This is a genomic window from Psychrobacillus sp. NPDC096623 (assembly GCF_044762655.1).
Lineage (GTDB): Bacteria > Bacillota > Bacilli > Bacillales_A > Planococcaceae > Psychrobacillus.
This window is the reverse complement of the sequence record NZ_JBIWER010000002.1, coordinates 422,117-446,227: the sequence shown is the minus strand read 5'-3', so window position 1 is coordinate 446,227 and position 24,111 is coordinate 422,117. Positions and strand designations below refer to the sequence as shown.

Annotated in this window: 27 protein-coding genes and 1 tRNA gene; 14 read left to right on the top strand and 14 right to left on the bottom strand. The window is 35.5% G+C overall.

The window, feature by feature from the left end; translation table 11 throughout:
• Positions 1-2: 2 nt before the first annotated feature.
• The 6 genes from mutS to ACIQX2_RS06895 form a co-directional block, all read right to left on the bottom strand.
• Positions 3-2,570 carry a DNA mismatch repair protein MutS gene (gene mutS / locus ACIQX2_RS06920; RefSeq protein WP_402847897.1) on the bottom strand — a complete coding sequence of 856 codons (2,568 nt, stop codon included), beginning with the start codon at positions 2,568-2,570 and terminating at the stop codon, positions 3-5.
• Positions 2,571-2,727: 157 nt separating this feature from the next.
• Complete coding sequence (locus tag ACIQX2_RS06915; protein ID WP_139185119.1) at positions 2,728-2,865, bottom strand: YfhE family protein; 138 nt, start codon at positions 2,863-2,865, stop codon at positions 2,728-2,730.
• Between the two features lie 265 nt (positions 2,866-3,130).
• The gene (gene cotE, locus ACIQX2_RS06910) at positions 3,131-3,700 is read right to left on the bottom strand and encodes an outer spore coat protein CotE (protein WP_402847896.1); all 570 of its coding nucleotides are present in this window, start codon (positions 3,698-3,700) and stop codon (positions 3,131-3,133) included.
• Between the two features lie 118 nt (positions 3,701-3,818).
• Positions 3,819-4,394 carry a nucleotidyltransferase family protein gene (locus tag ACIQX2_RS06905; protein ID WP_402847895.1) on the bottom strand — a complete coding sequence of 192 codons (576 nt, stop codon included), beginning with the start codon at positions 4,392-4,394 and terminating at the stop codon, positions 3,819-3,821.
• A 15-nt stretch (positions 4,395-4,409) separates the two neighbouring features.
• Positions 4,410-6,032 (bottom strand): hypothetical protein, encoded by a 1,623-nt coding sequence (locus tag ACIQX2_RS06900; protein ID WP_402847894.1) that lies wholly within the window; start codon positions 6,030-6,032, stop codon positions 4,410-4,412.
• A complete protein-coding gene (locus ACIQX2_RS06895) occupies positions 6,025-6,819 on the bottom strand; it encodes an ABC transporter ATP-binding protein (RefSeq protein WP_402847893.1) in 795 nt (264 codons plus the stop codon). Before ACIQX2_RS06895 ends, ACIQX2_RS06900 begins: the two co-directional genes overlap by 8 nt.
• A gap of 195 nt (positions 6,820-7,014) precedes the next feature.
• Between ACIQX2_RS06895 and ACIQX2_RS06890 the strand changes: the two genes are divergently transcribed.
• Positions 7,015-8,214 (top strand): CynX/NimT family MFS transporter, encoded by a 1,200-nt coding sequence (locus tag ACIQX2_RS06890; protein WP_402847892.1) that lies wholly within the window; start codon positions 7,015-7,017, stop codon positions 8,212-8,214.
• 41 nt (positions 8,215-8,255) lie between these two features.
• Here the strand turns inward: ACIQX2_RS06890 and ACIQX2_RS06885 are convergent, their stop codons facing one another.
• A complete protein-coding gene (locus ACIQX2_RS06885) occupies positions 8,256-9,311 on the bottom strand; it encodes a nitric oxide synthase oxygenase (protein ID WP_402847891.1) in 1,056 nt (351 codons plus the stop codon).
• 262 nt (positions 9,312-9,573) lie between these two features.
• On the opposite strand from ACIQX2_RS06885, the gene ACIQX2_RS06880 reads away from it, so the two are divergent.
• Positions 9,574-9,837, top strand: coding sequence for an excalibur calcium-binding domain-containing protein (locus ACIQX2_RS06880; protein ID WP_402847890.1), 264 nt, complete (start codon positions 9,574-9,576; stop codon positions 9,835-9,837).
• Between the two features lie 267 nt (positions 9,838-10,104).
• A tRNA-Val gene (locus ACIQX2_RS06875) sits at positions 10,105-10,177 on the top strand.
• 563 nt (positions 10,178-10,740) lie between these two features.
• On the opposite strand, the gene ACIQX2_RS06870 is transcribed toward ACIQX2_RS06875, so the two are convergent.
• From ACIQX2_RS06870 to ACIQX2_RS06855, 4 genes are all read right to left on the bottom strand, one after another.
• Positions 10,741-11,838, bottom strand: a complete 1,098-nt coding sequence (locus ACIQX2_RS06870; RefSeq protein WP_402847889.1) for an L-dopachrome tautomerase-related protein — start codon at positions 11,836-11,838, stop codon at positions 10,741-10,743.
• Positions 11,839-12,098: 260 nt separating this feature from the next.
• On the bottom strand, positions 12,099-13,235 hold the full coding sequence (locus ACIQX2_RS06865; protein WP_402847888.1) for a zinc-dependent alcohol dehydrogenase: 1,137 nt from the start codon (positions 13,233-13,235) through the stop codon (positions 12,099-12,101).
• 24 nt (positions 13,236-13,259) lie between these two features.
• The gene (locus ACIQX2_RS06860) at positions 13,260-13,622 is read right to left on the bottom strand and encodes a spore coat protein (protein WP_402847887.1); all 363 of its coding nucleotides are present in this window, start codon (positions 13,620-13,622) and stop codon (positions 13,260-13,262) included.
• Between the two features lie 16 nt (positions 13,623-13,638).
• Positions 13,639-13,845: a spore coat protein gene (locus ACIQX2_RS06855; RefSeq protein ID WP_093061030.1), complete on the bottom strand. Its 207-nt coding sequence runs from the start codon at positions 13,843-13,845 to the stop codon at positions 13,639-13,641.
• A 219-nt stretch (positions 13,846-14,064) separates the two neighbouring features.
• Here ACIQX2_RS06855 and ACIQX2_RS06850 point away from each other — a divergent pair, with 219 nt between their 5' ends.
• The 4 genes from ACIQX2_RS06850 to ACIQX2_RS06835 are packed head-to-tail and all read left to right on the top strand — an operon-like array spanning position 14,065 to position 18,322.
• The gene (locus ACIQX2_RS06850; protein ID WP_402847886.1) at positions 14,065-15,705 is read left to right on the top strand and encodes a spore germination protein; all 1,641 of its coding nucleotides are present in this window, start codon (positions 14,065-14,067) and stop codon (positions 15,703-15,705) included.
• Positions 15,695-16,912, top strand: coding sequence for a Ger(x)C family spore germination protein (locus ACIQX2_RS06845; protein WP_402847885.1), 1,218 nt, complete (start codon positions 15,695-15,697; stop codon positions 16,910-16,912). The genes ACIQX2_RS06850 and ACIQX2_RS06845 overlap by 11 nt, the downstream gene beginning before the upstream one ends.
• A gap of 25 nt (positions 16,913-16,937) precedes the next feature.
• Positions 16,938-18,095: a GerAB/ArcD/ProY family transporter gene (locus ACIQX2_RS06840; protein WP_402847884.1), complete on the top strand. Its 1,158-nt coding sequence runs from the start codon at positions 16,938-16,940 to the stop codon at positions 18,093-18,095.
• The gene (locus ACIQX2_RS06835) at positions 18,092-18,322 is read left to right on the top strand and encodes a YczF family membrane protein (RefSeq protein WP_402847883.1); all 231 of its coding nucleotides are present in this window, start codon (positions 18,092-18,094) and stop codon (positions 18,320-18,322) included. The genes ACIQX2_RS06840 and ACIQX2_RS06835 overlap by 4 nt, the downstream gene beginning before the upstream one ends.
• A gap of 427 nt (positions 18,323-18,749) precedes the next feature.
• Here the strand turns inward: ACIQX2_RS06835 and ACIQX2_RS06830 are convergent, their stop codons facing one another.
• Both ACIQX2_RS06830 and ACIQX2_RS06825 read right to left on the bottom strand, forming a co-directional pair.
• A complete protein-coding gene (locus ACIQX2_RS06830) occupies positions 18,750-19,484 on the bottom strand; it encodes a polysaccharide deacetylase family protein (protein ID WP_402847882.1) in 735 nt (244 codons plus the stop codon).
• Between the two features lie 298 nt (positions 19,485-19,782).
• Complete coding sequence (locus ACIQX2_RS06825; RefSeq protein ID WP_402847881.1) at positions 19,783-20,172, bottom strand: cupredoxin domain-containing protein; 390 nt, start codon at positions 20,170-20,172, stop codon at positions 19,783-19,785.
• A 264-nt stretch (positions 20,173-20,436) separates the two neighbouring features.
• Between ACIQX2_RS06825 and ACIQX2_RS06820 the strand changes: the two genes are divergently transcribed.
• From ACIQX2_RS06820 to ACIQX2_RS06805, 4 genes are all read left to right on the top strand, one after another.
• Entirely contained in the window at positions 20,437-20,679 is a 243-nt protein-coding gene (locus tag ACIQX2_RS06820; RefSeq protein ID WP_402847880.1) for a hypothetical protein, read from the top strand.
• 103 nt (positions 20,680-20,782) lie between these two features.
• The gene (locus ACIQX2_RS06815) at positions 20,783-20,962 is read left to right on the top strand and encodes a hypothetical protein (RefSeq protein WP_402847879.1); all 180 of its coding nucleotides are present in this window, start codon (positions 20,783-20,785) and stop codon (positions 20,960-20,962) included.
• Positions 20,963-21,091: 129 nt separating this feature from the next.
• Positions 21,092-21,292, top strand: coding sequence for a hypothetical protein (locus ACIQX2_RS06810; RefSeq protein ID WP_402847878.1), 201 nt, complete (start codon positions 21,092-21,094; stop codon positions 21,290-21,292).
• A 92-nt stretch (positions 21,293-21,384) separates the two neighbouring features.
• Positions 21,385-21,897, top strand: a complete 513-nt coding sequence (locus tag ACIQX2_RS06805; RefSeq protein WP_402847877.1) for a DUF3231 family protein — start codon at positions 21,385-21,387, stop codon at positions 21,895-21,897.
• 80 nt (positions 21,898-21,977) lie between these two features.
• Here ACIQX2_RS06805 and ACIQX2_RS06800 read toward each other — a convergent pair whose 3' ends face one another.
• Positions 21,978-22,136, bottom strand: a complete 159-nt coding sequence (locus tag ACIQX2_RS06800) for a hypothetical protein (protein WP_402847876.1) — start codon at positions 22,134-22,136, stop codon at positions 21,978-21,980.
• Positions 22,137-22,844: 708 nt separating this feature from the next.
• Here ACIQX2_RS06800 and ACIQX2_RS06795 point away from each other — a divergent pair.
• From ACIQX2_RS06795 to ACIQX2_RS06785, 3 genes are all read left to right on the top strand, one after another.
• Positions 22,845-22,985, top strand: a complete 141-nt coding sequence (locus ACIQX2_RS06795; RefSeq protein ID WP_402847875.1) for a hypothetical protein — start codon at positions 22,845-22,847, stop codon at positions 22,983-22,985.
• 139 nt (positions 22,986-23,124) lie between these two features.
• A complete protein-coding gene (locus ACIQX2_RS06790) occupies positions 23,125-23,346 on the top strand; it encodes a hypothetical protein (RefSeq protein ID WP_402847874.1) in 222 nt (73 codons plus the stop codon).
• A gap of 412 nt (positions 23,347-23,758) precedes the next feature.
• A complete protein-coding gene (locus tag ACIQX2_RS06785; protein ID WP_402847873.1) occupies positions 23,759-23,911 on the top strand; it encodes a hypothetical protein in 153 nt (50 codons plus the stop codon).
• Positions 23,912-24,111 lie beyond the last annotated feature (200 nt).

Below are 24,111 nucleotides of genomic sequence, written 5' to 3'. Positions count from 1 at the left end.
GGTTATTCTAGCTCTTTTTGCAGCTCATATAATAGCTGCAATGCTTCTAATGGAGTTGTACCTGATATATTGATTTTCTTTAACTTCTTCATAATTTTTTCTGATGACTCGTTTTCTTGGATTACAATTGGTTCTTTATGCACCTTAGGTTGATCATCAAAGAACGATAATTGTGTTTCGCTAACGTTAACAGCACTTTCTTCCTTCTCATCCTGATGCTCGAAAGTATTCAAGATTTCCCGTGCTCTCGTAATAATTTGTTCAGGCAATTGGGCTAGCTCTGCAACATGTATACCATAACTCTTATCTGCAGGACCATCTTTAAGCTTGTGTAAAAAGACAACTTTCCCATCTTTTTCAGTTGCTGACACATGTACATTTCGAAGCTTTGGTAGCGAGTCCTCTAAATCCGTCAACTCATGATAATGTGTAGAGAACAGCGTATTTGCCCCTATATTTCCATGAATATATTCCATCATCGCCTGAGCCAAACTCATACCATCATAAGTGGAAGTTCCACGTCCAATTTCATCAAATAAAAGCAAACTTTTACTTGTAGCATTCATAATCGCATGCTGGGATTCCATCATTTCAATCATGAATGTACTCTGGCCACCCGCCAAATCATCTGCTGCTCCAATTCGTGTAAATATTTTATCGACTATTGGAAGCTTCGCAGATTCAGCAGGTACATAGCACCCAATTTGTGCCATTACAGTTGTGATTGCTATTTGTCGCATAAAAGTACTTTTACCCGACATATTAGGCCCGGTTATTAGGAGCATATTAATATCCTCTGTAAGCACACAATCGTTTGGTACATACAACTGATTGTTCATCATTTTCTCCACAACTGGATGTCTGCCATCTTTAATAATCATGGCATTAGAATCATGGAAAATAGGCTTTGTTAAACGGTGGTTTTCAGCTACTTGAGCAAATGAAATAAATACATCTAGCTCACTTATTTGTTTCGCTAATTTTTGTACAAGCGGGATATAAGCTTTAATTTGTTCTCTAACCTGCGTAAATAACTCATATTCTAGCACTTGACTTTCATCTTCTGCTGATAAAATAAGGGATTCCTTTTCTTTCAGTTCGTCCGTAATATATCGTTCTGCGTTCGCAAGCGTTTGTTTACGAACATATCTAGACTCATCTGCTAAATGGATATTCGATTTTGTTAGCTCGATATAGTAACCAAAAATTCGGTTATAGCCTATTTTTAAGTTTTTAGCACCTGTAATTTCTCTTTCCCTTTGTTCAAGTTCTGCAATCCATTTTTTTCCGTTAACTGATGCATCACGAAGCTGGTCCAGTCTTTCATGGTAGCCGTTTTTAATCACCCCACCGTCTTTAACAGAAATTGGAGGGTTTTCACTAATTGCTTCTTGTAACTTTCTCCAAATGTCTTCACAATCCTCTAAAACAGCTCCGAGTTTTTGCAGCACTTGATCTTGTGAAGAATTGAGTAGCTGTTTTATTATAGGGACCTTCGAAAGTGATAGTCTTAGCTGGGCAAGGTCTCTTCCTCCAGCACTGCCAAATCCAATTCTACCTACAAGCCGTTCTAGGTCATAAACTTCCTTGAAAGCTTCTTTGATTTCTTCCCGAAGCATAAAGTCATTGAGAAAACTTGTTACTATTTCTTGTCGAGCCTCGATGGATTGTTTGTTTGCAAGAGGCTGATGAATCCATTGCTTTAACTTTCGACCACCCATTGCAGTCACTGTTTCATCTAATAACCATAATAACGTCCCTTTTTGGTCTCCACTTCGAATAGATGAAATAAGTTCTAAATTTCGTTTGGAGTGATAATCCATCGCTAAAAATGACTCTCTCTGTTGAAAAGTGAAAGGCTGAATATGTAAGAGAGATTGTTTTTGCGTTTTTTGAATGTATTGTAATAGTCGTTTCACCGTTTGATGTGTTTGATCGGGATGGTCAGGAACGTATTTATGAATTTCCTCATCTGACAACTCTTCTTTTTCAATGGAAACAGTAAAATCATGAATAGCAGACAAATCATTGATTAACACATACATTTGTTCACTGACTATCAATTCTTTTGCCTGAATCGCAAGCAATTCCTGCACTACCTCTTTTTCGTCGCCAGTTAAAATGGTCGTAAAGCCATCACCCGTTGATACATCTAAATAAGCAAAAGCGACTTCATTTGTAGCAAGCAAATCAGCGGAAGCAATAAAATAATTTGACTTCGTTTGCATAGCTTTTCCTTCTATTATAGTACCCGGCGTAACAAGACGAACAACCTCTCTTTTAACTACACCCTTTGCAACTTTTGGATCTTCTACTTGCTCGCAAATAGCGACTTTATAGCCTTTGCTTATAAGTGTTTCGATATACCCCTGGGCAGAATGATGAGGTACTCCACACATCGGGATATTGTCCTTCCTACTAGTTAGGGTAATTTCTAAAATCGCAGCTGCTTTAATAGCATCTTCATGAAATAACTCGTAAAAATCGCCTAAACGGAAAAATAGAAATGCATCTATGTAGTCTTTTTTAATTTTTAAGTATTGCTGCATCATTGGAGTTTGTGTAGTCATTTAAATCCTTCTCTCTTCTTACTAATATAATGATTATAACAAAAAAACAATGAGAAAAGAGACAGATGACCTTAATTAGATAGCTTAAGGGTATTCGAGTCGAGGGTAAATATAATGCACCCAGAATATGTGACCTAATTCAGGGTGCATATTATATTTACTTTTTAATTTGATTTTTATTAAATGTTTCCTTGTCAGCACGTTTGAAGTCTTTTGGATATATAACTTCCTGCATTGAAGTCAATCCGTTATCTTTTGTATTAAACTTCTCATGGGGTTGCTTACGTTCCTTCATAATGAACACTCCTCTCGTTTTTATCTTTCTTAGTTTTTCCTGTGTAACGAGAGATATTCAATTTGTTATCTAATAGAATAAATTTCATAATTCCATATTAAAAAGTGAAATCCAACACGTTGATTTCCGCTACAGGCGGACGCTTTCAGTGGTTACGAATCAACTTTAAAAACACGAAAAAAATTGTGATTTCGTATTCATAATTGAAAAAACTAATTTGAAATATTTTTATGCAAAAAAAAAGCCGGAAGTAATAGCCGGCTTTTTAAAGTGACGAAGAATCTTCTACTTCTTTGGAAGCACCAATGGATCCCGAAGAACTGGATGACGAGCTAGATGAACTAGAACTAGATGAGCTTTCTTCCCCATATGCCCATTCTTCTTCAAATTCTGCTTCATGTACTTGAATGCAAATAGTTGTTTCCCCTACAACTTCAACTAGTATCTCTCTTTCTACGGTTACCTGGAATTGCGTACCTCCTGAAATAATAATTGCCTCTGTACAATTTGGTTGCTGTAGTACACGAACATGCACTTCTTCCCCAGTAGTATCTTTATCGCGGTAATGTAGTTTGATACGATCCTTATAATTGATCGTTTCTGTAAAAACGGACGTTTTAGAATGGTCGTGATGTGCATACCAAACGTTTATATCAAATTTTCCAGTTACCTCTACGTATCTACCGTGTTTTTTAGACGAACATGTGTGATTAATAACCCAGCATCCTAAAATACTAGATGGTGTATTTGGCGGGCGAAGAACTTCACAGGATTCCGTTCTCTTTTTTCCTTTAGCAACAACAGCTTTCGTCACGATATGGCGCAAGTGTTTCATTTTCTTCCTCCTTGTAATCAAGTCATAACATCATATGCGCCCATCGCCCAATCGGTTCATATAGTTACAAAAGTTGTGTAGACTAAAGAGGAAGAAATAATAACTATTGCGATTTTTGTCACTTCTTGGTGCTAACTATTCTTATATTTGGCCAGATAGAATGCCAGTTTTTTCTCTGAATACGTTGCTCATAAACTGCAAAAAGATCTTTATTTGTTGCAAAACGAGGAACTGGATTCACAGTCATCCGCAATAGGTCGGTTAAACCATACGGGGCTACAAGTACAATCTCATTCTGTTGATCCAGTTTCACCCCGACAGCCGTCACAGTTTCAGGAAAATTGGCTATCCCCTCCACTGAAGATTTATAAGGAGGCAGGTTATTTATCTTATGCATTCTGGCTTGGTTTTTTACTGACCACGGTATATTCGGCATCAAGCTCTTTAGCTGATTCTCCCATTTTTTCTCCTCCGACTCTTCTATATTCTCAGGATTAAAATAAATAACATCGATATCCTCTAAAGGAGTTCTTTCTATATATCCATGAATTGTATCCCAAATTTTAGAGCGGACAAATCCTGCACATATCCACCAGTCTGGAAGGTTTAATTGTTGAGCTGCTTTTAATATATCTATCATCCATTTATCTTCAAGTATTAAAGATTTTATATCTTCTTTTGTTTGTAAATCCACTTACCTCACTTCTCCTTACCCTCTCGAGAACATTAATCTCCAACCTATGAAAATACTTATTAACAGTATAACGGCATATACCGGCAGACCATAAGGAATGATTAAAGCCAAAGCATGTATTGCTGCCATTAATCCTACCATGAACATACTACCGAATACTTTAAAGAACGCATTAGTTTGTGTATGCTCATGCGAGCTAATAAAAGGGAACATCCCCTTACTAAAAATCCCATAAGATACTAGCGTTAACATAATTGCAGCTAATAGCACGACGACTAAGTCCAGAAGAATTCGGAAAGAAAATATCCATAAAAATAGGACACTTAGCATCGTTAAAATAGGAATGAAATAATTCACAATGCTGGCCTTAAGTGTTGCACTATATACAATCGATTTATTTGTAATAGGAGCTGCGTAAAAAATCCATTGCCCTTTATAATTACCTGAGTACTCCAACATTTGAACAACGGATGGAATCATTATTAGAGCAAAATATATGACCATATAAGAATTTCCGCTTTTCATTTCCTCAAAGGAACCAGAACTTAACGTATTGAATAAAAAGATAAATGGAAAAATAATCGAAAAACCTAGTATGGGAAATATTTTTAGCTTTAATTCCCTTTCTTCTTTTAACATAAGGGAAGCAAACTTGTAAAAGGTACGCTCCTCTTTAGTTCTGCATAAAATTCTTGCCCAAACTCCCTGTACCATATGGTTTCGCTTCTTCATTCTGTTTGTATCACTTTGTAATTTAGATAAGTTTCGCTCAAAAGTTGGCATAAGACGAATATATATCACGATCGCAAGAATTGGAGCTAGAATTGCAAGAAAGGATAGTATAATAATATACAAGGAATAATCTCTATTTAAGATTAATTCAAAAGGAGCTGCGAACCAAAATGGTGGTAGTAACGTATGCCACCAAGCAAATGTGTACGTAATATCAATATTAACTATTTGAAACACGCGCCCCACTAATTGATAACTTACCGCCATCCCAATTGCTAAGAAAATTTGCACATAGTTAATAACATCCTTTAGCATTTCACCACTAAAGAAACGAAGGATAAATAGATAAACAAAGGCAGTCAACACTACTGCCAAACTACTAACTAATAATATTTCTATGAAAAACAAGAGTGCAAAGATAATACCAAATTTAAAAACACTCACAATGAGAGGGATAATTACAAACGAACCTGTTAAAAGAACCATATAAATCATAATATGAGTAATCTTTGCTGCATTTAATGTCTTATCACTAATAGGTTTCGGGTGAAGTATATTTTTATCCCTTATATCTAGCAGAACAGCAGAAAAGTCCGAAACCATCGATGTCATTAATATGATAAATAAGGAGCTAAACATAATAGTAAGCGAGAAGAGAAACTCATTACCTAAAAAAAGAAAAGGAACTAAAAAGAGGATTCCAAATAACCCGTACATCCATAAGGATTTAAGAAACTGGTTTCCGTCCTTTTTAATATTTGAACCGCTAAAGATTGCTGGCATCCTTCTACTATCCATTGTCAGCTTCAGCTGTATAATTTTTCGCATCACATCATAGTCAATATTTAACTTTTGATAGACAGGTTTAAAACGATCCAGAGCCCTAAGTGACGCAAAATCATTCATAGTCTCTGCCTCCACGAACTAAATTCACAAACCTATCTGCAATTTCCACATGCTCGTTAAAACCAGTCAACTGATTGAAGATGTCTTCTAAAGATCCTTCCTCGTTTTGCATTTTCAGTTCTTCAAAAGTTCCATCTGCCACTACTTGACCATTTACTAATAATACAATTCGGTTACTGATTTTCTCTACGACATCCATAATATGAGAAGAATAAAAAATGGTCTTCCCTTGCTCTGCAAGTTTTGCAAGTATCTCTTTAATAACCATCACACTGTTCGCATCTAAACCAGATAGCGGTTCATCGAAAAACAATAAATCCGGATCATGTAACAAACTCGAAATGATTAATACCTTCTGCTTCATCCCTTTAGAAAAAGAGGAAATTCGTTGGTGAAATACCGTTTCTAAACCAAATTCCTGCATCAAACCGAATGCCTTTTTCTCTGCTTCCTCACCACTTAATCCGTACAGCTCCCCCGTGAAGGTTAGATATTCGAAAGCGGTTAAATTTTCATAAAGCTCCGCCGTTTCAGGTACATAGCCAATTCGCTTTTTATAGGAATAATCACCTTTGATAATATTTTCCCCAAAGATTTCTATAAGGCCAGTAAAGCCATCAATAAGACCAAGCATCAATTTCACTGTTGTGCTTTTCCCAGCTCCATTTGGACCGATATAGCCAATAATTTGACCTTCATATACATCTAGATTGATTCCATTTAGCACTAGTTTATTTCCAAAGCTTTTAGATACACCTATCAGTGACAACACTTTCTTTGCGCTCATTTGAATTCCCCCTATGTATAAATCACTCTCAAATTCTAAATATTTACATATATATTTTATCATACCAATACTCTTGTTATTCCATTATTTTCATTTAGAGAAATATCTTTCTACAACTATCTCTTGAACTTCGAGGACAATGGGTGTAGCATTTTCTAAAGTTGGACTACATAATCTCGTAAGGAGAGGGCTCATTTGTTAACTAACCAAGAAACAAATAAAAGTAAAATTGCTTTACTAGTTATTGGAATTATCTTCATATCCACTACTCTACGAGCACCGCTTACTGCCGTAGGGCCAATCATTTCCTATATACGAGATGGCTTGGAAATTTCAAATGTGTTAGCCGGATTTATCACAACGATTCCACTCTTAGCATTTGCAATCGTCTCCCCTTTTGTCCCAAAGATTGCGCGACGCTTCGGGATGGAAATGACCCTATTTCTGGCTATTCTATTGTTGGCAATCGGAATTGTTATTCGCTCGCTCGGAACATCATTCTTCATGCTATTAGGTACTGCTTTAATAGGAGTTGCTATTGCTTTTGGTAATGTATTACTCCCAAGTTTCATCAAGCTAAAATTTCCTTTACAGCTTGGTCTCATGACTGGATTATTTACCGTTTCGATGAACTTATCTGCTGGTATTGGTGCTGGCATCAGCTATCCAATAACAAATGGTACTAAGTATGGGTGGCAAGGTGCACTCGGTTTTTGGGCAATTCTTGCGGTAATCGCGTGTATTATTTGGTTACCTCAGATTAAGAAAAAACAAATAGTTGTCTCAGGTCCTAAAACTAATGCGATAAAAGCAAAGTCTATTTTAAAATCGCCTTTAACTTGGTCTATCACTTTATGCATGGGTCTGCAATCACTTATTTTTTATACAACAGCAGCATGGATTCCTGAAATACTCCAAACACAAGGAATGGAAGCTGAAAAATCTGGATGGATGTTATCTAATATGCAATTTGCACAGCTTCCGATGACTTTTCTAATCCCGATTCTTGCAGGTAGATTTAAGGATCAACGAATACTTGTTTTGTTATTTACGATTTTTTATCTAATAGGTTTTACCGGATTATTATATGGAGATATTTCACTTACATTACTTTGGATGATTGCACTTGGCTTAGGTGGAGGGGCTTCTTTCGGTCTTGTAATGATGTTTTTCTCCCTTCGTTCTCGCACTCCAATGGAAGCAGCTGATTTATCGGGGGTCGCTCAGTCAATTGGGTATTTACTCGCAGCAGTTGGTCCAGTTTTCTTTGGATTTATCCACGATGAAACGGGCAGCTGGCATACTCCAATGATTCTATTTATGGTTACAGTTGTTCTTCTATTCTTAGCTGGAATGCATGCGGGAAGAGATCGATTTGTTTCCGAGGAAGTCTAATTAGGATATGTAAAAAAGAAGCATGAAATCATGCTTCTTTTTTAGTACGGTGATGGTTGATAGGAATAATTTGGTGTTACTTTTTCATTATTATATGGCTTATGAAAGATATGCGTGGTCGCTGGTGACATCGGAGGGATAAGCCACGTCCAATTACCAGTGACGTCACGACCCGCATCCTTTTCAATTTCTTCAAATTTCTTAAATTGCTGCGCTGCTGTATGATGATCTACAATACTTACACCATCTTTTTTAAAGGAATACAATACAGCTGCATTTAGTTCTAATAGCGCTCGGTCTTTCCAAAGAGAGGCATTAGATTTCGTATTTAATCCCATATATCTTGCAACAGAAGGAAGCATATTGTAGCGGTATTCATCCGCCAGATTGCGTGCACCAATTTCTGTACCCATATACCATCCATTAAAAGGCGCAGCAGCGTAAGTAATGCCTCCAATCTCTAATTTCATATTAGAAATCATCGGAACAGCATACCATTTTAGCTGTAAATCCTGAAACCATTCATATTCAGGATGACGAATTGGTACCTCTAAAATATACTGCTCTGGAATATCGTATAATTTCGGAGGATGATCCTTTACCTGAATAACGAGGGGCAGCACATCAAAATTGGTTCTCTTCCCTCTCCACCCAAGTTCCTCACATTTTTTTGTAAAATCAATTGAATCAGAATCTCCAATAACCCAATCTTCTGTTTCATAGCCCGCATATCGGATTAGCTGATGATTCCAAATGCGTATGTCCTTTTGTGAAAAAATCGTAATAGTAGGTCTGATTCGACCTTCATTTGTCGCAAACTTCATATGTTCCAGTAGTGCTTCAAACACAGCGTCCTCGGTATGTAAAGTTCGTTTATCAAAAACAGTAAGGCTTTGCCAAAATAATCGCCCGATGCATTTATTGCTATTTCGCCATGCCACCTTGGCACCAAATTCTAACTCCTCGCTAGTATGATCATAGCTACCTTCTTTATTAATCTGGCTTTCTATTTCTCTTAAACGCGTATTCATGTCTAATTCCGTTTTACCAGTTTCCTTATAAAAAATACGAATAAAATCTTGTGCTTCCATTAACATATCGTCGCACCTCCCCTATCTCTCCATCTTAGTAGAATGGAGGCAATACAAACAAGTGTCAGAACTAAGAAAGATGTGAGGAATTTATGACAGTAAAAATATTCGAATTAGAACAATGGCTATATACGGATTAATCTGAGTTATGTTAAAATATGGATAACGTTTTATATTTTGTTTTCTTACTCTTTTGATAAAAAAACCACCTCGGGAAATCAAATTATTTAGCAAAATTATTACAGATAAAATTATAGGAGGATTTACCATGAGACGCATTTCAGTTATTTTACTTTCAGCAACTTTACTTTTGGGAGTTACTACGATTTCTCCAACAACAACAGATGCGGCAGCAAAGAAATTTGCAAACTGCACAGAGTTAAATAAAACATATAAAGGCGGAGTAGCTAAAGCTGCAAATATTAAAAATAAAGGTGGAAAAACAAAATATACTCCATTTGTATCAAAGGAAATTTATAATGCCAACATAAAAAGCGATCGGGATAAAGATGGCATTGCATGCGAGAAGTAAAAATTAGAGAGTAATTTTAGAATAGGTTTTTATAGATAATAGAATATTAATGTATTACACTGTCCCTACTTTATACTTATAAAGATATCTACAAAATAACCTTGAAAGGCTTTTAGCCAATCAAGGTTATTATTATTTACATTTCTATTTTAATTAAATCTAATTAAATAACGAAAGTAGCACTTTTAGGTATATACTAGCACCCTATCTTATAGTATATTTATAATTGTGAACATTGATGCACAAGAGTTCATTCTTTATTAAATCGGTCTTGTAGCTCAGTTGGGAGAGCACCACCTCGACAAGGTGGGGGTCGCTGGTTCGAGACCAGTCGGGACCATCATTACTATAAGTCTGTAAACTTTGATATATCAATGTTTACAGACTTTTTCTCTTGTTAGCTTTCCTAAGCATATCCTGCAAATTTTAATTTTTGTCCGCAATTTGTCCGCACCATTAATCTGAATCCTCCTCATTGTCAATGGTTGGATGGCATCATGACAAATGTCGGCAATTTCATTTTTTGCACCCGGTAATAAATGCGCATAAAACTCTAATGTTATTTTTGGATTAGAGAAAGAGTAACAATATCTGCACCTGCCGAAATAAGTATGGAAGCATGCGTGTGTCGAATATCATGAAATCTAACTTTTGCGCTCTTTACGATACGTTTCATGACTCTAACAACATTACGAGGATCTTGAAAGGTTCCTGTAATTGTACTTATAACTAAATCGTTATCCTAAAATAATGTCCAATCTAATTCCTTCCATTCTTCAATACGTTTTTTATGCACATGTAGTTTACTATCTGAATTGTTTCATGCACAGGTACCTGTTTCTTATTTTAACTGACAAAAAAGGCAGCTCCCTAATGAGGGATAGCTACCTTCGTTTAAGATTATTATGAAAAGGTAGGAGCAGGGAATTCATCAATTTTCATACGAAGTAAACTGTATGGTTTTTCCCGCAGGTCTCTTCCATAATGAAATCTCGCCTGCCGATGTAATTGATTAACTATGACATATAAGTATTGATCGGGGCCAATCGAAAAAGTATCCGGCCATAAAATTCTCGGGTCATGTGCGATGGTTTCCATTACGCCATTCGGCAATATCTTCCGGATACTGTTGTTTTCATAGTCTCCCGCATAAATGGTTCCTTTTGCGCCGGTGATCATTCCATCAGACGCGCCTTTTTCCCCCCAATACTGTACATATTGGGGTAAATTAATGTCCTGTATCCTTCTGTCTCTTAGGGCTTCTGTTGAGATCGAGAACAGCTGACGGCTGGTTAGTGGAGCATAAAATAAAACCTTTCCATCAGGAGAAATTGCTAAACTATCGGAAGCCAATCTAAATGGGAAGGTCGAGCCGTCCGGGTTTCGATTCATCAAAATTTCACCTTCTACTTTCGGTAAAAAATAGGGATCAGGTGAAGTTGATATTGCCCCATTTAACCGTCTAAACGCGTTCCCATTTTCTAAATCTACGACGATAATACCTCCTGGCCCTCTGGAAGAAGAATCCGTTATATATGCATAGCCTGCTCTTCCAACCCGAAAATCCAAACGGACGTCATTCAAATAAGTTGTTGGCAAGACAACATCTTCTGTGAAAGTATATACTTTCCTTATTGTATTCGTGCTTAAATCAACAGCAACTAATTTTGCTCCCCCTTGAATAGGTTCAGAAAAATTTGGTGCCCCTGTATCTAGTACCCAAAGTGTTCCTCTTCCATCAGCAATGATACTTTGGACACTGACGAAAGACATCATAATATCCCCAGTATTAATCAAATTAGTTTCTAAACTGGGATAAGGTTGCAATTCACCCTCAACAATTTCCGCTACAGTAAATTGAACGTCGTCTCCCCATTTCGGAAAGCAAACAAAAATACGACCGGTTTCGGAAACGCTGACACCTGTAGGCATAGCCCCATAAAAAGCATGCACCAGTTCAAACTGCCCAAAATATTTTTCCATAGGTAATATAGGTTGCATGATATCCTCCTCATCAAATTCGAACGAATATCACTTATATATGTTGAAAAAATTTTTTTATGCATGTTACTTAATAATTTTTTCTATCGTGATTGGATGGGACAATCCATGTATATACAACAAATTAACAAATGAATCAATTGCACTGATTAAATAATATTTCATCATGTGCATTTTTCTATAAAGGTATACAATTATTATTCTCTCCAAAATCTAAAAAAGCACCTCATAAGAGATGCTCGAAAACTAACCCGCTATGTTTACGGTTTTAGTACAACTTTTATACAGTCTTCCATTTTTGTGTCAAATACTTCATAGCCATGCTTAGCCTGATCTAAAGGAAGTACATGAGTAACAATATCACTTGGATCAACCTTACCTTCCGCAATTAAATTATATAAATGCGGCATGTAGTGAATAACTGGAGCTTGACCTGTCCTAATATTCACATTTCGTTGAAAGATGTCACCTAATGGGAATGCATTATAACGTGCCCCGTAAACTCCTGTAATTTGAATTGTTCCACCTTTACGAACTGCTTGACTTGCTATTACTAGAGCTCCCATTGCTCCTCCTTGTAATTTCAGACCAGATGCAAGAAATTCAAGTGGAGTCATTTTTCCACTCATTCCTACGCAGTCAATGACTACATCTGCTCCCCCCTGTGTTATTTCTTTTAAATATTCACCACAGTTTTCATGATCTTCAAAGTTAACAATCTCCACGTTATTCGTACGTTTTGCATGTTTTAAACGATAACTAACGTAATCAACTGCAATAACTCTTTTTGCACCTTTTAACCACGCGAATTTTTGTGCTAACAGACCAACTGGACCGCATCCTAAAATTACGACCGTATCCCCTGCTTTCACTCCCGAATTGTCTACACTCCAAAATGCAGTAGATGCAGCATCTGCAAGTAACACTAAACTTTCATCCGCTACCTCACTGTTTTCTGGAATCTTAAAAGGTGTAAAATTAGCATATGGAACTCGCATAAATTCCGCTTGACCGCCTGGGAACCCTCCCGTCGTGTCTGAGTAGCCGAAATAAGCGCCCATTTCTCCATTTTCATTCGAATTGTCGCATTGACTTTCTAATTCATGATTACAGTACCAACATTGACCACATGCTACATTAAATGGGATTATAACGCGATCCCCTTTTTTAACTTTCGTTACATCCTTACCGACTTCTTCTACAATTCCCATTGGTTCATGTCCAATGACATAATCTACTCCAAGGTTTGGTATCATCCCATGAATTAAGTGTAAGTCTGATCCGCAAATGGCAGTAGTAGTCAGTTTAACTATGATATCATCCGCTTTTTGGATGCTTGGGTCTTTCACATTTTTTACCTGAACATTTTTAACACCTTGAAAAGTAACAGCTTTCATTATTTAAATCTCCTTCTTTATTCATTAATTCTTCGGTGGACTTGGAAACATTCCTTTCCGATTTGTAACGCCCGGAAAGAGATTTAGATTAGCTATATCTACTGCATTTTGAGCGGATTTAATATCCAATTGTTTTTGAAGTTCCAAATCAAATGGGTTTAACCATTGTTTTTTCATCATGAGATCTGCAATCTCGAAATATAAGGCAATGGTTACATCAAGTTGTTCCTGTAATAACTTTCTAATTGTAGGTGTTGCTGCTTCTGTCAATGCAATTGAAAGATTTCTAACCCCAGTTTTTGCGGATAGCAAAAATTCAAGGGCTATACCTGAATCAGTAAGTTCAGGCATTCCAACAGAATTTATAGGATCTAAATAATCATTCATACGAACCGACCTCCGATTATTTTAACTCAGAATTTGAATATAGTTTTATCATTGCAGTTAAAGCTGGTATAGATTGTTTTACATCCTTCTCCATTAGCGCTTTTAGATCTTGGTCAAAAACGATACCCTGCATCATTTTAGATTTAAGTAAACATACTGTCTTAAAATTTATTACTTCATGAAATTCCAAAGTTTCATGAAGTGCTAATTTTTTTTCAAACATTCGGCACCTCCCATTCTTTTCATCCATTTAAGATTGCCCCAAAAATGAAGTTTATATTCAGAATAATTGAGATTCTTAAATAGTGTGTATAATGGAAAAAATTTAAAATCTTCATGAGAAATCTCCAATTTGACTTTTTTCATGACTAATCTTTTTCCATTTTGTTTAAAATGTTCCTATCTTGAACAAAATGAGTTGAAAAAGAAAGGTATTTGAGCTATGTTTTCATTTTTAAAACGAAAGAATCCAAAAAATGATAGAAAGATCCAAGAGATTAACAATCAAAATCAATCTCACAACAGACCACCGAACCTCATTGAAAGCTCTTTGTCCAAGAATCTTGAAGTCATTAAACAAAAAACAGGAAACAGTTCAGATATCGTAATCCGCCAATTAAAAATTGGGCATAATTCCAAGCTAAAAATAGCCATTTTATATGTAAAAGGAATGGTTGACAATCAATCGGTTAACGATTTTGTTATCGAACCAATTATGAATAACCAAAATTTAAGTGAAAAGCTCGTACCACAAGACGTATTAGAAGTTCTCACCGAAGATGTTGTTTCTGTAGGCGGAATCAAAGTAGTTAGTGACTGGGAAAAACTATTTACTGCATTAATGTCGGGTGGAACTATTACACTCATCGATGGAATAAGCAAAGGGATTTGTGCGAGCACACAAGGTGGACAGAGAAGGTCTGTTCAAGAATCTACTACAAATGTTTCTATTCGAGGCTCTAAAGAAGCGTTTAACGAGTCAATAGAGACAAATATAGCCATGGTTCGTCGAATAATCAACAATACAGATTTATGGGTTGAGTCCATCAATATTGGCAAAATGACAAAAACAGAAGTTTCAATTATGTATATAAATGGCATCGCAAAGAATGAAATAATAGAAGAAGTACGTAAACGTTTAAAAAGAATAAACATTGATGGCATCTTAGAATCCGGATATATTGAACAGCTAATAGAAGATCAAACAAATACTACTTTTCCTACGATACATCATACAGAAAGGCCGGATAGTGTGGCGGGTAATTTATTAGAAGGAAAGATTGCTATTTTTGTAAATGGGACCCCTTTTGTATTGCTGGTACCTGCCCTATTTATAGATTTTTTTCAATCAGTTGAAGATTATTATGAACGTTTTGATATCTCAACAGCTATTCGCTTTTTACGTACTGTAATCTTCTTTATATCCCTTGTCGGCCCTGCTATATACATCGCAGCTACCACCTTTCATCAGGAGATGATTCCAACAAAATTGGCTATAATTATTGCAGCACAAAGGGAATCTGTTCCGTTTCCTGCATTTGTTGAAGCACTCATAATGGAAATAACTTTTGAAATTTTAAGAGAGGCAGGTATTCGCATGCCCAAAGCTATGGGTTCCACTATATCTATAGTAGGAGCACTTGTCATTGGACAGGCTGCAATTCAGGCTGGCATTGTGTCACCTGCAATGGTAATAGTAGTCTCTTTGACCGCAATCGCCAGTTTTGCGACACCTTCCTATGCAGTTGCAATATCAGCCCGTTTAGTTAGATTTATTTTTATGGTCAGTGCAGCTACATTCGGTTTTTATGGAGTTATTCTAATGTTTATACTGCTGATAGTTCACTTATGCAGCCTACGTTCGTTCGGTGTTCCATATATGTCCCCTCTTGCACCATTTATCCGTGAGGAAGCAGGTGATACCATTTTCCGTAGACCAATTTGGGCTTACAAAAAAAGACCACAATTGATGAGTGGCCCAAATAGGGTTAGCCAAGGGGAAGATCAGAAACCACAGCCTCCTCGTACTCGTATTATGAAAAATACTACTAACATGGAGAAAGGTGAACGGCATGAATCATAAATGGATTCTTCTTTTCTTGATTATGACAAGCACAGTTTTCATCTCAGGGTGTTGGAATCAAAAAGAGTTAAATGAACTGGCGATAATATCTGCAATGGCGATTGACAAAAATGAAGAGGGTAAGTATGTCAAGACCATTCAACTTATCAATCCTGGAAACGTAGCAGGAGGACTTCAAGGTGGAGGAAGTGGCCAAAGCCCCACAGTTACCGTTTACACAGCTATGGGAGACAGTGTTCTGGAAGCACATTTTCATGCGACATCTAAAATCTCACGAAGGCTATATCACGCACATGCAAATTTAATTGTTATTAGTGAGGAGTTAGCAAGAGAAGAAGGCATTACAGAAATTTTAGATGCCTTTGAACGTGATCCAGAAATTCGAATGACGTCAAGGATGGTAATAGCCCATCATACAAAAGCAGGTGATCTTCTTAAATCTTTGACTGCGATTGATAGGATTCCAGCCGAGAAAGTGAACGGGACTTTACAGACTACCGAAAGAGCAAGAGGAGAAAGTATGGAAGTTAACCTTCAGGACGTTATTACTACTCTCACCTCTGCAGGGAAAGAAACAGTTATTAGTGGATTTAGCTTAAAAGGAGATATCCAACAAGGAAAAAAGATAGATAATATTCAACAGTCCGAACTGGATACCACTCTTGAATCTGACGGACTGGCCATTTTTAAAGAAGGAAAGTTGGTTGACTGGTATCAAGGTGATATGTCTAGAGGAGTAGTATGGATATTGGATAAAATCCAACAGACAGATGTGATATTAGACCGGGAAGGACAGAAAAACACCTTGACTTACAACGTGCTCCGTCAAAAAACAAAAGTCTCAGCTGATACATCAAACAACCTCCCTGTCATTACAGTTAGAGTACGAGCGGAAGGTGATATTCGCGAAGTAAGGTCACAAATTGATTTAACCGATCCGTATGAGATTTTGGATATAGAAAAGGAATTAGAAAAAGAAATTAAGAAGCAATTGGAAAATACTGTTATACGGACGCAGCAAAACAAATCAGATGTTTTTGGATTTGGGGAAGTGGTTCATCGTTCTGACCCAGAAAAATGGAAAAAGATGAAGAACGATTGGAATGATACATATTTTCCAAACTTAAAGGTAAATGTGAAGGTGGAAGCATTTATACGACGTTCTGGTAATAGAACCAATTCATATCTTTCTGATATGAAACAATAAGTGTCAAGAAATGGAGTGAAAAACATTGGAAAAGGCAAAAATCAGCACCTATCAGCTATTCATTCTAATTGTCTTGTTTGAACTTGGTAGTGCCTTGTTGGTACCTATTGCAATAGAAGCAAAACAGGATGCATGGCTTGCTATATTGGTTGGTATGGTTGGTGGTTTTTGCTTATATTTGGTCTATTATGGTCTCTACTCATATTATCCAGATATACCTCCAACTGAATATATACAAAAAATTATGGGAAGTTTTTTTGGGAAAATATTTGCCTTCATTTACGTACTCTATTTTATATATCTTTCTGCAAGAGTGTTGAGGGATTTCGGAGAAATGCTAATTACAGACTTTTATTGGGAAACTCCTTTGTTTATATTAAATACATTGATGGTTCTTATAGTTATATATACAATTCGTAAGGGTATTGAGGTATTAGCGCGAACAAGTGAATTACTATTTATTCTAATCTTTTTACTTGGGATAAGCGTTCTTTTTTTAATAGTTGTTTCCGGGATAATACGAATTTCTAACTTAGAACCTGTGCTTGAAGAAGGTATCAAGCCTGTTATAAAAACGACATTTACTCAAACCCTATACTTTCCATTTGGTGAGGTGATTGCATTTGCTATGATCCTCCCCTATTTAAATCGACCGGAAAAAGTGAAACGAATTGGTTTACTAGCAATAGGATTCAGCGGACTCATATTAGCTTCAGTAATGGCCATAAATGTTAGTGTACTAGGTGTAAATAACGTTACCCGTTCACCCTTCCCCTTTCTTTCTACTATACAAACAATAGAGGTAGCCGGTTTTTTAGAACGGTTAGATGTTTATTTTATACTAATAACGGTTATCAGTGTATTTTTTAAAATGTGCGTGTTTTTCTATGCATCTGTAGTAGGAACAGCCAATTTATTTAAAGTCAAAGATTCCGCACGATTAGCTTTCCCATTAGGAATAGCCATCCTGATTCTTTCCATAACAATAGCCAGTAATTTTTCTGAACATGTAAAAGAAGGGCTTCATGTTATTACCCTTTATTTGCATCTCCCACTTCAAGTAATTGTTCCAAGTCTGTTACTTCTGATTGCATTTATTAAGAACAAAAAAAATAAAAGCAAGCAAAGTAAAAATTTATTTCCAAAAAGGAAGTATCGTTTAGTGGAGCGTGATAAAAAATGAAAATAATCGGTATTTCTATTCTGATGTTCGTCTTTTTAACTGTTTTTTCTCTATGCATAGACATTCTTTTAGGTTTTGACCTAAACACCTCCTTCAATAATGCTATTAGACCTTTTCTAGTGATGGAAGTAGCAGAAATAGTTATTTTCTTTCTCTTAATTGGTCTTATCGTTGTTGGTCCATTTCGTACCTTTTATAATAAAAGAAAAAAGAAACAACAAAGATAAAAAATATATAAGTATATTACTGTACAGTTCTATTGCTTTGTTTGTACAAAAACTTCTTGGTTTTAGCTCGCAGTTTACCTATTCTAATTTCAAAGTAGGACAACAATTCATACTTTACAAACCAGATCCAAATCAGTCGGGATAGTCTGATCTTGTTCTAGTCTTTTTTGTTATTTATAAGAGGTCATTTCTCATTTCAATTAATTCCAATTTACTGGTGATTTTACTAATTGTGCCTTTATACCAAGTTCTTCGGCAGCAGCTAAAATAAATTCCTTCCTGAAGAAATAACTTTTATGGCTTACTATTTTACCCGTTTTCTTCTCTTAGTTGAATCTAGTTGACAGGAAATGCTCGAAAAACAAACGCGGCAACAAATGGGTTTGGTTCCAAAAGAAAAAACGATTACCTGGTATAGTAATCGCCTTCATTCCCCTTCAACAATTTTTGCAAAGTCATCAATAGTAGTTTCATACTTGATATAGATCCGTGGTAAAAGATAGAATTCGTCTTTTATGCCCTTCTCAGAAAATAGTTCAGGAGTTGTCGTAATTCCAAACAAATAGTATTTCTTCGTTTCTGCTACGACCTTATTATTGAATTTTCCGTATGGATACGCAAGAGCATTAACTGGTTTGCCCGTTATTTTCTGAATTTTATCTTTGGACTCTTTCAGTTCATATTCATAATTTTTTATTTTCGTCAAATCAGGATGTGTAGCAGTATGAGACTGAATTGAGATGATTCCCGAATCAGACATCATTTTTAAATCCGATTCCGTTAATCGGTTGGAGCGACCGATAAAGTCAGAAATAACAAAAATGGTACCAGTTGGTTTAAAACGTTCGTTTTTCAGTTTTTGAAAGATACCAAATGCATTAAGATTGTTTTTGTACCCATCATCTAAGGTAATGAAAATGGGTTTGTTTACTTTATTAATGTCTTGCCATCGATCAAAAGTTAATAATGTGTAGCCATGCTCTCTTAGATATATCATTTGTTTCTCGAAATTCTTCGGTGTTACATATAACTCCTTTGAACCATGCCCTTTAAATTCATCAATCGAATGATATATTAAAATAGGTACTTTACGTTGAGCAAAAACTTGTGATGGGAGAGTTAATATAAGTAGACATAGGAAAAACATTGCAACCTTTTTCATAGAACTCCTCGCTTTATATATCCTTTTTATTACTTTTCAATTTATTGTTCCTCAAAAACATAGAACTATTATGTTTTCTCCGATATTGATTCCAAATACCTGTTTTCTTCAATTTTTTAGTTCTATTAATACTAGTGAATATGGAACAAATCTTTTCTCGCCTACCTCAAAAAGTGAGCATTTCCCATTTTAAAGTAACATTTGGTCGCTGAGGAAACTTAGCTGTTATGATGTCTGGGTAATAACAACTAAGTTATCGTTGCCTATTAAAAAAGCAAGGACCAATTGGCCCTGCTTGTTATTCGACTATTACTTTTCCAACCATTCCTTCTTGGAAATGGTACCTACATATCAGGTTATATGTACGGCTTTTTATTGGATTCACGGTAATGGTTTTTTCTGTTCCCGGTTGGATTTCGGCGTCAATTCCGAGCTCTTCCACTGTGAAGGTGTGCTTTTTCGTACCTTTGTTTTTCAATATCAACGTTGTCGTTCTTCCATTAGGAATAGTAATGACTTTCGGATTAAAGTAATTATTGTTCAACTCGACTTCAATAGCTTTCTCTGACTCAATTGGCTGTGTGACGACGCCTGACTCAGCAAATACACTGAGTGATCCTGGAGTTATCACAACCACAATCATCGCAAGCAAAACGACCAATCCAGTTAACCACTTTTTCATCGACATTCGCAATTCCTCCTTTCATAAGAGTATCTTTTCCAATTCATAAAATATTATCACATGCATTCTTTCACAAACTTTTTATGTATTAACAAAATATCCAGTTTGGTTGAAACTTATTTCATTCGATGTAGGTAATCTTCATAATACCATTTACTAAAAATCAATTTTTACCTTTAAGAAAGCAAATTTATTCAATGAAATTATTGGTTTTAGAATAAATAACCAAATTTTAGACAATAAATATTGTAAATTGGAGGTAATATGATCATGTTAATAATAAAAAAAAGTGATGATAAAATAATTTATTGCTACTGCTGTCGTAAAAGGACTTTATTTATAAGTAGAGATCTGCACAATAATAGTGGTGTAGAGAGTCATTGTAGTGAATGTTCATACGTTTGGTTTGAATTGCAAAATAGAGCAGTGGAGCGAGAAAAGGAAAAGTGGCTGGAGTATAATGGCGGAGAAATTAATAAATTGAAAGGTGACGAACAAGTTTTTATACAATAACAACCATTTTCATATGCGAATCTAGGCTCTGGCCCCCATTTTGCGATTTGAATAAATTCCGCCCGAAAAGGTCAAACTTCTAAAAAAGAGGAGGGTGAACACTTTGACTAAATTGGAATTAACCTTAAATGATTTTTATTTTGAAACTCTTAATGATATCGTTAGACAATTCAATGAACTTGTTCCTGACCATTCTCCATATTCATATTCCGGTCAGGATGTTATTGAATTACTACTCCTTCGGGAACATGTGAATAATGAAATAAAAACTATTAGACCTTGAATAGGGTCTTTTTTTATAAGAACGCCCAATCCTCGGCATATGCATATTAATTAAACCTAATTATTCTAAATTTTAACAATACTTGTTATTTTGGTATTTTACTTTCATTTAATAATAAAATGTTTCATAATGATTAGTAAGAAATATGAACTACTAGAGGCTGGTGTAAAAGTGCCTATATCACTATTATATAAAGAGCTTAACAGACTCGTTGATGATTATTACAAATGTCCTGAATTACAAATTAAAGAACTAATTCTCTCCAATCTTAAACTATTAACGGACGCATTATTACTTATGTCTCAGGAGTTCGATAGTGAAAACACTTAAGAATGGTTCCAACCTCCTAAATGAATACTTTTCCTAATTTTTACACATAATAGTTTTGCTTGAAAAATTATTATCAGATAGGGAGTGCAATTATGGGAATATTAGGTGGAAACCCAAAAGATGAACCATTACATTATGGTGAAGTATTTTCTATATGGACGAATGTAGCAACAAACAACGGGCTAATAGCTGCATACCAAACATTTATTAATCACACTGGCGACGAAGATTTAGCAAAAATCATCGATGAATCAATTGAGTGTATGAAAGATGAGAACAAACAACTGGAAGTAATACTAAAAATTAATGGTATAGGACTTCCTCCGTCACCTCCTGAACGTCCAAAAGCTAGATTAGAGGATATTCCAGTTGGCGCTAGATTTAATGATCCCGAAATTAGCGCTGCACTTTCTATGAATTCATCAGCTGGTTTAGTTGCTAGCAGTCAAGCTATGGCAATGTGCATTAGAGAAGATATCGCTTTAATGTTTGGTCAATTCCAATTGAAGAAAGTGCAAATAGGTGCCAAGCTTCTGAGACTTAACAAAGATAAAGGTTGGCTTGTTCCTCCTCCACTACACTTAAACTCTCCAGGTAAAGAATAATAATTCTTTGGGCAATCTAATTTTGATTGCCTTTTTATTTTGATTTACTGTGTAATGGTCTTGCCCAATTTAGAGTCTCCTTATGGCATAAATTTAAGCAATACTTGGAATTTCCCACAGTATTCTTTTATGTCACTTATTTGCTTCCATCCTCTTGTTTCATTTTCTGCAATCTTGTCCTCAATTTCTTTACGAGTTTGACCTTTTTCAATTTTTCTATCTCGGAATATTCGTTGCATTCACTCTCACCCTTTTACAAGTACTAAAAAGCCTGATCTTTAATAATTAGCTTGATAATAATAGTGGTGATATATCCAATTTATTTTTTTACATATAAATACAATTTCAATATTGTAATTCACTTTATGTGTCTAATGTAATCAATCACTTGAGATGGTCTAAAATCATCACCTCGCTTAGTTCTACGGATTTCCCTCAAACAAGGCTCATTGCTATCTCTGTGTGCTCTAAATCTATTGCAAGCAACATGCCATGATTTTTCACCTGGGTCAATATGACTGAATATCGCATACGTATATTCACTCCATATTTTGTTAGCCTTTCAGTATTCATCACTGCGGTATTTGTAAGGATTTTCTAATGGACTGAAACTTCCGTTGGTATCATCGCTAATTCAGTACATTTCTCAAAATCTCCTAGCACATCGACCCACTTACACCTTGATCCATCAAATTCATTTATCATATCAAAAACTGTTAATTTCTCCATACACTCATCCCACTACTGAACATAATGTGGCAGTACGTTTTAAACCGATTTCAAATAATGCAGCACATGTCCTTTATCATTATTCAATTGATCGCATTGCATGACAAAATCTTCGTAGGGTATGGATTTACGTCCATCCCCTATATAGTACTTCCATGCTTGCTCTAGCATCTCAAAAAGAGATCTGCACAATAATAGTGTTGTAGAAAGTCATTGTAGTGAGTTCATACGTTTGGTTTGAATGGCAAAATCGAGCAGTGGAGCGAGAAAAGGAAAAGTGGCTGGAGTATAATGGCGGAGAAATTAATAAATTGAAAGGTGACGAACAAGCTTATTCTAGTAGTTCTATTTGGAGCTGATCTTTATGTAACACTAATCAATAATTTTTGAATACTTATATTATTCCGGTAAATAATGGTATAATATAAGTAATACACAACTTGATTAGTGACTAGAGACTTTCCGTGGTAGTCACTCCTTAGAGAGGAGTACCAGGATATGTCATCTAAACATTTGAAGAATATGTTACTTTCTATGCAACAATTTCAGGATTCTAAAATCTTGATTACCATTAACGACCTTAACCATAAACCGTTATTTTCAGTGAGTTTATCCAATAGTTTATTTGAAGTTACTAATCTCAACACACACTATACAGATTCTCATGAAAGTGTAGATTCGGTAGTAGAATATATAGAAAATAATATTTATATAAATTGACCCTCGCACTTGGGGGTTTTTATTTTTTTTAACTTAAATGGCAATTGCGTCATTTTTTCGATATACGCATTATTGTTTAATCCACATTTCAACTTCATCAACACCTAAATATGCATGTGACCTGATTTCACAAACTCCATTTTCATAAAAATCAACTGCAACAATAGCTTAACCTGTAATCTTACCTTTTTCTGATTCCATAAAACATGCTCCCCCCCCGTATGGTCTAATTGTTCAGTATTTTGTTGAAGCAATTATAAAAGGTTCTTCTGTTGGTGAAATAATTATCAATTCTGTGCTAAAGCTTTAGATTATTATTCCTATATAAATTAGGAGATTATAGTTTTATCAGTTAAGGTTAGGTAGAAGGAATTATCTCTGGCTGGCTCCTTGCTCCAAGGAGATGTCATGATTGTTAAAAAAAAGCGAAATCCCTATTTTTGAAAAAGAATTTAAACGTTTGTCCATGGATTACGAACGTTGTACCGATGCATCAATCAAAAATATTATCAAACAAGATATTCTCCTTATCACTAAGGTTTTAGAAATAAAAAGATTTCTGTAAGTATGCCAGTTAGAATTAATTCCTTCACCCTTGCTTGAATAATCATCATTTTATCCAAAGTTACGAAAACCTAATTAAATCAGACTTATTTAACTTAAACGAATTCAGTTTACCAAGTTATTTAAAGGTTACAAATTTGACAAGGGTGGGGGGCGCTGGTTCGAGACCATCTAGACAAAAGCCTTTAACCTCAATGGTTG

Excerpts from the sequence above, each read along its gene's own strand:
- mutS (WP_402847897.1), bottom strand. The coding sequence starts at position 2,570 with ATGACTACACAAACTCCAATGATGCAGCAATACTTAAAAATTAAAAAA.
- ACIQX2_RS06915 (WP_139185119.1), bottom strand. The coding sequence starts at position 2,865 with ATGAAGGAACGTAAGCAACCCCATGAGAAGTTTAATACAAAAGATAAC.
- cotE (WP_402847896.1), bottom strand. The coding sequence starts at position 3,700 with ATGAAACACTTGCGCCATATCGTGACGAAAGCTGTTGTTGCTAAAGGA.
- ACIQX2_RS06900 (WP_402847894.1), bottom strand. The coding sequence starts at position 6,032 with ATGAATGATTTTGCGTCACTTAGGGCTCTGGATCGTTTTAAACCTGTC.
- ACIQX2_RS06895 (WP_402847893.1), bottom strand. The coding sequence starts at position 6,819 with ATGAGCGCAAAGAAAGTGTTGTCACTGATAGGTGTATCTAAAAGCTTT.
- ACIQX2_RS06885 (WP_402847891.1), bottom strand. The coding sequence starts at position 9,311 with ATGTTAATGGAAGCACAAGATTTTATTCGTATTTTTTATAAGGAAACT.
- ACIQX2_RS06880 (WP_402847890.1), top strand. The coding sequence starts at position 9,574 with ATGAGACGCATTTCAGTTATTTTACTTTCAGCAACTTTACTTTTGGGA.
- ACIQX2_RS06870 (WP_402847889.1), bottom strand. The coding sequence starts at position 11,838 with ATGCAACCTATATTACCTATGGAAAAATATTTTGGGCAGTTTGAACTG.
- ACIQX2_RS06865 (WP_402847888.1), bottom strand. The coding sequence starts at position 13,235 with ATGAAAGCTGTTACTTTTCAAGGTGTTAAAAATGTTCAGGTAAAAAAT.
- ACIQX2_RS06860 (WP_402847887.1), bottom strand. The coding sequence starts at position 13,622 with ATGAATGATTATTTAGATCCTATAAATTCTGTTGGAATGCCTGAACTT.
- ACIQX2_RS06855 (WP_093061030.1), bottom strand. The coding sequence starts at position 13,845 with ATGTTTGAAAAAAAATTAGCACTTCATGAAACTTTGGAATTTCATGAA.
- ACIQX2_RS06850 (WP_402847886.1), top strand. The coding sequence starts at position 14,065 with ATGTTTTCATTTTTAAAACGAAAGAATCCAAAAAATGATAGAAAGATC.
- ACIQX2_RS06845 (WP_402847885.1), top strand. The coding sequence starts at position 15,695 with ATGAATCATAAATGGATTCTTCTTTTCTTGATTATGACAAGCACAGTT.
- ACIQX2_RS06835 (WP_402847883.1), top strand. The coding sequence starts at position 18,092 with ATGAAAATAATCGGTATTTCTATTCTGATGTTCGTCTTTTTAACTGTT.
- ACIQX2_RS06830 (WP_402847882.1), bottom strand. The coding sequence starts at position 19,484 with ATGAAAAAGGTTGCAATGTTTTTCCTATGTCTACTTATATTAACTCTC.
- ACIQX2_RS06825 (WP_402847881.1), bottom strand. The coding sequence starts at position 20,172 with ATGTCGATGAAAAAGTGGTTAACTGGATTGGTCGTTTTGCTTGCGATG.
- ACIQX2_RS06820 (WP_402847880.1), top strand. The coding sequence starts at position 20,437 with ATGTTAATAATAAAAAAAAGTGATGATAAAATAATTTATTGCTACTGC.
- ACIQX2_RS06810 (WP_402847878.1), top strand. The coding sequence starts at position 21,092 with ATGATTAGTAAGAAATATGAACTACTAGAGGCTGGTGTAAAAGTGCCT.
- ACIQX2_RS06805 (WP_402847877.1), top strand. The coding sequence starts at position 21,385 with ATGGGAATATTAGGTGGAAACCCAAAAGATGAACCATTACATTATGGT.
- ACIQX2_RS06800 (WP_402847876.1), bottom strand. The coding sequence starts at position 22,136 with ATGCAACGAATATTCCGAGATAGAAAAATTGAAAAAGGTCAAACTCGT.
- ACIQX2_RS06790 (WP_402847874.1), top strand. The coding sequence starts at position 23,125 with ATGTCATCTAAACATTTGAAGAATATGTTACTTTCTATGCAACAATTT.